Annotated in this window: 6 protein-coding genes and 2 tRNA genes; all 8 read right to left on the bottom strand. The window is 35.4% G+C overall.

Annotated elements, in window-relative coordinates:
• Positions 1-735 precede the first annotated feature (735 nt).
• Positions 736-1,791: a glycoside hydrolase family 130 protein gene (locus ABEG11_RS10265; RefSeq protein WP_348824072.1), complete on the bottom strand. Its 1,056-nt coding sequence runs from the start codon at positions 1,789-1,791 to the stop codon at positions 736-738.
• A 195-nt stretch (positions 1,792-1,986) separates the two neighbouring features.
• Positions 1,987-2,060, bottom strand: a tRNA-Asp gene (locus tag ABEG11_RS10260).
• Positions 2,061-2,316: 256 nt separating this feature from the next.
• Positions 2,317-2,390 (bottom strand) — tRNA-Asp (locus ABEG11_RS10255).
• 86 nt (positions 2,391-2,476) lie between these two features.
• Positions 2,477-3,403: a DUF58 domain-containing protein gene (locus tag ABEG11_RS10250; protein ID WP_348824071.1), complete on the bottom strand. Its 927-nt coding sequence runs from the start codon at positions 3,401-3,403 to the stop codon at positions 2,477-2,479.
• A 321-nt stretch (positions 3,404-3,724) separates the two neighbouring features.
• Positions 3,725-4,042, bottom strand: a complete 318-nt coding sequence (trxA, locus tag ABEG11_RS10245; protein ID WP_007805142.1) for a thioredoxin — start codon at positions 4,040-4,042, stop codon at positions 3,725-3,727.
• A gap of 294 nt (positions 4,043-4,336) precedes the next feature.
• Complete coding sequence (locus ABEG11_RS10240) at positions 4,337-5,299, bottom strand: outer membrane beta-barrel protein (RefSeq protein WP_348824070.1); 963 nt, start codon at positions 5,297-5,299, stop codon at positions 4,337-4,339.
• A gap of 410 nt (positions 5,300-5,709) precedes the next feature.
• A complete protein-coding gene (locus ABEG11_RS10235; RefSeq protein ID WP_348824069.1) occupies positions 5,710-6,642 on the bottom strand; it encodes a peptidylprolyl isomerase in 933 nt (310 codons plus the stop codon).
• A gap of 86 nt (positions 6,643-6,728) precedes the next feature.
• Positions 6,729-7,088, bottom strand: a complete 360-nt coding sequence (locus ABEG11_RS10230) for a cupin domain-containing protein (protein ID WP_348824068.1) — start codon at positions 7,086-7,088, stop codon at positions 6,729-6,731.
• Positions 7,089-7,503: the final 415 nt, after the last annotated feature.

Below are 7,503 nucleotides of genomic sequence, written 5' to 3'. Positions count from 1 at the left end.
CTATTACTCTTATTTTATCTGTCACGCCTCTCAGCGTGACGGCTGTCAATTCAATATGTCCAGGAACGTGTCTTTTTCTTATTCCGCTTGTCTCTCAAAGCGGGTGCAAAAGTAACAATTCTTTTTTAACCGGCAAGATAATCTTGAAGTTTTTTTGAAAATTTTATTTTCGTTTTCTTCTCGTTTTCTCTACAGTCTCTCAAGGAACGTTACGCGTTTTGCGGGGTGCAAAAGTAACTCACATTTTTAAATCTTGCAAGCTTTTTAAATCTTTTTTCGAAAATATTTTTTCGTCCCGATTATTTTAGCCTGCCAGTATTTTAATGAACGTCATCGCTGTTGCGGGTGCAAAAATAGTCAGTTTTTCCGTTTAAACAATGGGTTTTTGTGATTATTTTTTGTTTATTTTTTAATACTCTGGCAATCTTTGATTTACAGCAGGGGTTTTTGAGGATTTTTAATTCTGACAGGTTTTTTTTCGGCGGTTTTATCGGTTTTGGAAGGATTCCGAAGGTTTCTTTACCAATTCTGCATGTTTAAAATAAGCCACAGATCTGACAGATTAAACAGATCTGCACCGATTTTACGTTTTAACACTTCTATCCTATATATAATAGATACAGCTATTCTACTCTCTTTATTATGAAAACTGATGCCCTAGCCCTGATAGAAATGGAAATCCTTGTGAGCCGGGGTTCGGGACACAAGATTGAAATGAATAGCAGGATAAAGCTCCTAATAATACTGCAGAAGAGAAAAGATTTCTTTAATGGAGAATTCGGCACCACAAACAAATTCATCAGAAGCGCCATAATATATAGTCACGGTATCACCATCTGGATTTAGAATATGTCCATTGGTAAAAACCACATTACCGAAGAAACCAGCAAGCTCATAATTTTCAGTTGGTGACATAATAGGATCTTCGGTTCTCGCTATTACTTTTGAAGGATTCTCCAAATCCATTAAAAAAGCACCCAAACAGTATTGATGTTTTTCATTCGCACCATGATATATAGCAAGCCACCCTTTTTCGGTTTTTATTGGAGAAGCACCTGCACCGATACGGGCGCTGTCCCAACTCCCTTTTCTTGTTTTTAAAATACATTGATGATTAGCCCAATGAATCCCATCTGGGGAGGATGCTATCCAGATATAATTTCCCCCAATGGCTATACTGCTGGGGCGATGCAAAGCATAAAACAATCCATTGATTTTTTCATCAAAAACAGCACAATCTTTATTGTGTGGCGGTAATATCATTCCGTGAGATTCAAAATTTTTCCAATCGATAGTCGTCCGCAATCCTACACCAACACCATTAGGTGACACAGCAGTGTATGTCAAATAATAAATCCCTTCTATATATGATACACGGCAATCCTCAATTCCAAATGACTCCAATAACCCCTGACCAATTAATATCGAATAATCTTTGGGCTGATAAAACAAAACCCCATCATCACTGCACACCAGCCTTAAATGAGACAGCGTTGTTAAATAATCTGCCCCTATGTAATTAATAACTCTTGCATCACTAGCATCCAATTCGGGGTGATTTGAGTGAATTTCCATTATTTCAATACCCGCTTCAGTTAGAATTGGAAACGAGATTGCATCATCTTTTTGTATTGGTCTTTCAGCAACTCTAACAATCATCCATGTTTTTCCCTCAAACTGAAACACTCCAGGATTGAGAAGGCAAGCTATCTGTAAACTTTCATGACTAGGCAATAAATCCGAAGGAGACAGTAATGGATTTTGAGGAAAACGCTTTGCAATATCTTTCATACCATTCTAGATTATTGGTTTTTAGAACAAAAAATCATTCTGATTTTAGCACTCATGTACCATATCAAACTATTCACTAAGATATAAATGATTATTGGAAAAAGCTTTTGTTCCTGATCCTTTTTTTTGTTTAAGCTTAGATTATTGCGCAAAAAAAAAGTCTTTTCTGTTAAGAAAAGACTTTTAAACAATGTGCGGTCTGGACGGGACTCGAACCCGCGACCCCATGCGTGACAGGCATGTATTCTAACCAACTGAACTACCAAACCTTGTTTTATGCGGTTGCAAAGATACAATAGATTTTCTTTTACGCAACTATTTATTAATACAAAGAACAAAAAAAATTCTCTTAAAAAAATCAAAAAAGCCATCCGTAGATTCCGAATAAATTCAGAAACATTGGAAAGCTTTTCATTGGTCTAACTACAAACCGATCTCGTTCTAAACGAGAAAACAACACAACTAGCTTTAGATACCTTATTTGGGCAAAAAAGCCCCGCTAAAGCGGGGCTTTTCCCAATATTGCGGTCTGGACGGGACTCGAACCCGCGACCCCATGCGTGACAGGCATGTATTCTAACCAACTGAACTACCAAACCTCTGCTTTATTGCGGTGGCAAAGATACAATAGATTTCCGTTTACACAAGACTTTTATCAGAGAATTTTAAAAAAATTTCAGTCTTACTATCCAAAGTTTTGTTTTTCAACTAAATAAGCTGTCAAAATTTTATCAAAACTTTCGCCAACTCCCACAGGAATATACTTTATTTTGTTTTGAGCACACGTCAAAGCGAGTTTTTTGAAGTAATCTCCAACCGTTTTTTCGTATTCCTCTTTGACATTATCTGCAAAAAAAACTACTTCGTCACCTGTTTCTACATCAATAAATTTCCTTGGACTATTATCAAAATCAAATTGCAGCTCCGTTTCTTTATCAATTACATGAAACAAAACCACTTTGTGTTTATTATGCTTTAAATGCTGCAAAGCGTTAAATAATGCTTCTTCATCTTCAGACTGAAACATATCTGTAAATAAAATAATCATCGAACGCCTGTGAATCTTCTCTGCAATTTGATGTAGATAGGTAATAGTATCCGTCTGTTTTTTCTCTTTGAAATTATCCAAAAGTGATTCCAGTTTATTCAAAATCATTCTGTGATGACGGTCACTTCCTTTTTCGGGCGCATAGTATTCATAACTATCCGAAAAAACACTTAAACCCACTGCATCCCTCTGTTTTTTCAATAAATTCATCAAAACTGCCGAAGCCAGTACCGCAAAACCTATTTTGCTTTCATAGAATTGCTGGTCGCTTTTCAACTTTGGATAATGCATCGATGAGGAATTGTCAATAATGACATGACATCTCAAGTTGGTTTCTTCCTCATACCGTTTGGTATAAAGACGATCGGTTTTTGCAAACAGCTTCCAATCGATGTGTTTTGTAGTTTCTCCCGTATTATAAACTTTATGTTCGGCAAACTCAGCCGAAAAACCATGAAACGGACTCTTGTGCATTCCCGAAATAAAACCTTCCACTACTTGGTTGGCCAATAATTCCAGATGCTGGAAACTTGATATTTTTTCTATCTGCGATTCGATCTTCATATTTCAAATGTATAAAAAAGTTGATTACACTACATCGTGCAGTGGACAATTTAAAAGTAAACTGTTAAATGGTTTTTCATTTTTTAACCACTAAGAAATTATATATCATTTAGCCTAACCGACTTAATTATTTAATGGAAAATTAATGTCCTTAATCAATACAAACTGTCTTTTATATTTTTCCTTATTCTAGCCGCTTCAAAGGAAAAGAAAAAAACAGGCCTTTTTTATATCCCTAAATGAAATGACTACTCCATCAAAATTATTTCAAACAAAAAAGGCCTGACAAAATCAGGCCTTTTAAAATTATTTCAATCTAGATTACAATAATGCATCTAAACTATCTGCGTACGTTTGTTTTGGAGCTACTCCAACTTGTTTCCCAACAACCTCTCCGTTATGGAAAACTAATACTGTCGGAATGTTTCTAACACCATATTTTGCAGCAAATTCCTGGTTGGCATCTACATCAACTTTCCCAACAACAACTTTCCCTTCGTACTCGCTGCTCAGTTCGTCAATGATTGGCCCGACCATTCTACAAGGACCACACCATGCTGCCCAAAAATCTACCATTACCGGTTTATCTGATTTCAAAACTACTTCATCAAAAGTAGCATCTGTTATTGCTAATGCCATACTGATTTTATTTAATGTTTAATGCTTATTATTAAAACTAGAGTACAAATTTAGAAATTAAAACCCAACCATACGTCATTCCAAAATTAGTTTTCATTATAAATGTATTGCTAATTGTTATTTTCAAAATGATTTGGAGCTATTTCCAGCTGTACACTATATCTGTTGTCCCGAACCCCGGGACAACAGGATGCCGTTTCCATCTGGGCTAGGATATTTGCATTCAAGATATTTTATCCAACAAAAAAAGACCCTCTTTGCAGAAGGTCTTATTATATATTGCAATGCTTTTATTTATAAACTGTATTTCAAACCGAAAGTAAAACCTAAACCGGAAATTCCAACATATGAACTGATATCATTCATTGCATCATTAGGTCTTGTTGTATCGGTAGAAATATTAGCAGTAGTTGTATTTGGGTTAAACAAATAATGATTTGAACCGCTATTTAACTGCTCAACATAATCTACATGGCTTGCAGAATAAGATGCATCTGGGCGGAATGAGGTAGGAACATTCAATTTATCTACACCGTTCTCTGTATATTCCTTTGTTTCTTTTGATTTTCCGTGCACAGTAAAATTACGATATTCAACCTCAGCAAAAAGAGAAATATTTTTACCTACTTTGTATGAAGTTCCCAAAGCTGCCATAAAGCCAACTGTTGGATTTGGCAACACTACATCTTTTGCATAAGCATTTACTGTTCCAGCTGGACTAGTGTATGTTCTCTTTGTTTCAATAGTCAAATCACCTACGACAGGAACAATAACTCCAACTTTGGTATAAGGCTCAAATCCTTTAGTTTCACCAAGGAAGAGAACAACAGCAGGCGCAAGGTCAAAGGCAGTGATTTTGCCTTCAGCAGTACCAGTCGCAAAAACTGGACCCGGCGCAACCAATCTATTTACAGTTTCAACCATAGTTTTGCTTTTACTGCTAAAATAATTAAATCCCATCTCGACACCTAATCGTGGTGAAAAACGGTACCCAACATTTAAACCTGTGCGAAAGCCTTCTCCAAAAGAGCCATGATTTGTTTCTCTTGAAACTAAAGTAGTTCCATTTGCAGCATATACATCCGTATTTGGCAATGCACCCGAAACAATTGGAAATTCTGTAGCTGCAGTCTGCATAAAGTAAGAACCTCCTAATTTGAAATACCAAGTTTCTGGCTTACTATCTGGAGTGCTTGTCTGTCCCACCATAGTAATAGCAGAAACCAATAATCCTAATAAAAATAATTTTGTCTTCATTTTTGAAATTTATATTTTCACAAAATTATATTTAATACCTTTTCGCATAACAGCACCTGCTCGAATAACATATAATGATTGCTTTTTCATAAATATTTTAAACAATACTCTTGTTTCTTGTTAAAAAAATAACTAAAATTTGTAAATATTACAAAAATAACTATGTAAGGAATTTGTTTAAACTACAGTTTAATCTTTCAAAATATTTAAGAACACGCTTTTAATCGTATATTTTTCCTCAAACTGCTGATAATGTGTCATTTTTTTATTTTTAAAAGTAAACTGATGACGAAGAATTTTAACTAAAAAAAGTAAACACTGTTAAAATGTTTTTTCCCCATTATTTAACTCATAAAAAAATCCCAACATCAAAAGATAATTGGGATTAGTGTTTATAGCAATATGGCTTACTATTTAACGTCCATTAATTCGACATCAAAAATTAAAATTGCATTAGGCGGAATAACCCCGCCAGCACCAGCTGGTCCATATCCTAAATCTGATGGGATTACAAAGCGGGCTTTATCTCCCACTTGCAGCAAAGCAATACCTTCGTCCCAGCCTTCTATTACTTGACCTTGACCTAATCTAAATTCAATTGGTTTTTTTCTTGGGTAAGAAGAATCAAAAACTTTACCGTTTTCTAATGAACCTTCGTAATGAACAGCAACGGTTTTACCATTTTCTGCTTTTTTACCAGAACCTCTCTGGATAAATTGGTAACGCAGACCGCTTTCTGTTTTTTCAAAACCAGCAGCTAATGTTTCCATTTTTGCTTCAGATTCTGCTTTTGCAGCTGCTTCTCTTTTCATACGGGCACCTTTTAAACCAATAAAAGCTTCAATAGCATTCCATTTTTGAGCTTCTTCTCCAACTCTGATAATTTCTACTGTATCCAATGAATCACCTTGAGCAACGGCATCAACTACATCCTGTCCTTCTATTACATGTCCAAAAACAGTATGCTTGTTATCTAACCAAGAAGTTGGTACGTGCGTGATAAAAAATTGAGAACCGTTAGACCCTGGACCAGAATTAGCCATAGAAAGTACCCCTGGTTTATCGTGTTTTAAGGATGGATGAAATTCATCATCAAATTTATAACCCGGATCTCCAGTTCCAGTTCCTTTTGGGCATCCACCCTGAATCATAAAATCTGGAATTACTCTATGAAAATTCAATCCATCATAGAATTTCTGCCCTTGAGGTTTTACTTTGTTTTCCATATTTCCTTCTGCCAGAGCAACAAAGTTACCTACAGTTCCAGGTGTCAAATCGTGTGTCAGTTTTACTAAAATTGAACCTTTTGCGGTGTTGAATTTAGCGTATATTCCGTTTTCCATTGTGTTTATTTTTTGTTGAGGCGCAAATTTACAAAAATAATTAGAGTTGGCGATTTGCAAATACTTTGATTTTCATAATTCACGGATCAGTATGTCTTTTTCTGCATAAAATCCTCCCGAACTGGGCTAAAAACATCAATCAGCAGACCATCTTCCAGACAAAGTACCCCGTGAATGGCATGGGGCGGAATATAAAAGCAGTCACCTTCCTTCATTACTTGGGTCACATTACTAATAGTTACTTCAAAAACGCCTTTGGCAACATTGGTCACTTGCGAATGATAATGTTCATGCAATGTTCCTATGGCGCCTTTTTCGAAAAGCACATTGACCATCATAATAGAATCATCATAGCCCATTATTTTGCGTTTTATACCATCGCCGACTGATTCCCATTCGAGATCTTCATCTTTTATAAATTCTTTGCTTGCGCCAAAACTCTGCATAATGCTTTTTTTTCTGTTAAAAATATGTTGGGGATGCTTATTCTTGTACAAAAATAACTCATTGATTTACAATTTAAACAATATCAATATTATTTAAATGAAACCTGTGAGTTATCCGGTAACCTTGAACGAATATTTATTTTCTACATATATCTTCAATAAATTTTGATAAAATAATCTTTATACACTACAGGAATATTAATTGTATAAAGATATAGGCACTCCATATAGGCATTTGCTTTATCTGGATAGTTTGCAAAATCAAAAAAAAATTACTAGGCTTCATAGTAGTCGCCATACTATCATTATGGCGTGGCTCTCAATTCTGCAGGCGATACCTCTATTATAGATAGGCACGCCTTCAGTTTTCGTAGGCTCACCTATCGTTTTGCCAGGAGATGCCTTTAAAATGGAT

The sequence above is a fragment of the Flavobacterium aestuarii genome (assembly GCF_040049115.1).
Lineage (GTDB): Bacteria > Bacteroidota > Bacteroidia > Flavobacteriales > Flavobacteriaceae > Flavobacterium > Flavobacterium aestuarii.
Note: the sequence above shows the minus strand (reverse complement) of the source record. Positions and strands in the feature narration are given on the sequence as shown.

Bases quoted from the DNA above. Each gene is read 5' to 3' on its own strand.
- ABEG11_RS10230 (WP_348824068.1), bottom strand. From the start codon at position 7,088: ATGCAGAGTTTTGGCGCAAGCAAAGAATTTATAAAAGATGAAGATCTC.
- ABEG11_RS10250 (WP_348824071.1), bottom strand. From the start codon at position 3,403: ATGAAGATCGAATCGCAGATAGAAAAAATATCAAGTTTCCAGCATCTG.
- ABEG11_RS10235 (WP_348824069.1), bottom strand. From the start codon at position 6,642: ATGGAAAACGGAATATACGCTAAATTCAACACCGCAAAAGGTTCAATT.
- trxA (WP_007805142.1), bottom strand. From the start codon at position 4,042: ATGGCATTAGCAATAACAGATGCTACTTTTGATGAAGTAGTTTTGAAA.
- ABEG11_RS10240 (WP_348824070.1), bottom strand. From the start codon at position 5,299: ATGAAGACAAAATTATTTTTATTAGGATTATTGGTTTCTGCTATTACT.
- ABEG11_RS10265 (WP_348824072.1), bottom strand. From the start codon at position 1,791: ATGAAAGATATTGCAAAGCGTTTTCCTCAAAATCCATTACTGTCTCCT.